Origin of the sequence: Mesorhizobium sp. M8A.F.Ca.ET.208.01.1.1 (assembly GCF_004791315.1) — a bacterium.
GTDB lineage: Bacteria > Pseudomonadota > Alphaproteobacteria > Rhizobiales > Rhizobiaceae > Mesorhizobium.
Genome location: NZ_SRUT01000057.1, coordinates 1 through 434 on the forward strand (window position 1 = coordinate 1; position 434 = coordinate 434).

Annotated in this window: 1 protein-coding gene; it reads left to right on the top strand. The window is 70.0% G+C overall.

Annotation, left to right across the window (positions count from 1 at the left end; genetic code table 11):
- A partial coding sequence (locus EN851_RS34260; protein WP_135931054.1) for a tetratricopeptide repeat protein occupies window positions 1-434 on the top strand: 434 nt, incomplete at both ends.

A 434-nucleotide genomic window follows, 5' to 3' on the forward strand; every position in this document is an offset into this window, starting at 1 on the left:
AGCTGGCGGTGCGCGACAATCTCGGCTCGGCGCTGAAGCAACTCGGCCAGTTCGAGGGCGCCGAAGACATCTATCGCGGCACGATCGGCCGCAATCCGTTCCATGTGCGCGCCCGCATCGGGCTGGCCGAGACGCTGCAGGAGGCGGGGCGGCTGGACGAGGCGATCGCGGTGTTCCGCGAGGCGCTGGCGATCCGGCCGAAGGACGCCGACCTGCTGTACGGACTGGGCGTCGGCATGATGGAGAAGGGCAAGCTGGACGAGGCGGCCGACCTCGCCCGGCAGGCGCTGGCGATCGCTCCCGCCATGGCAAGGGCATGGCTGCTGCTGACGCAGGTCAAGCGCCAGACCGAGCGCGACGCCGAACTCGTCGGCATGGAGGCGCAACACGCCAAGGCGCCGCAGGGAAGCCTGGCGCGCATGCAGCTTTCCTTC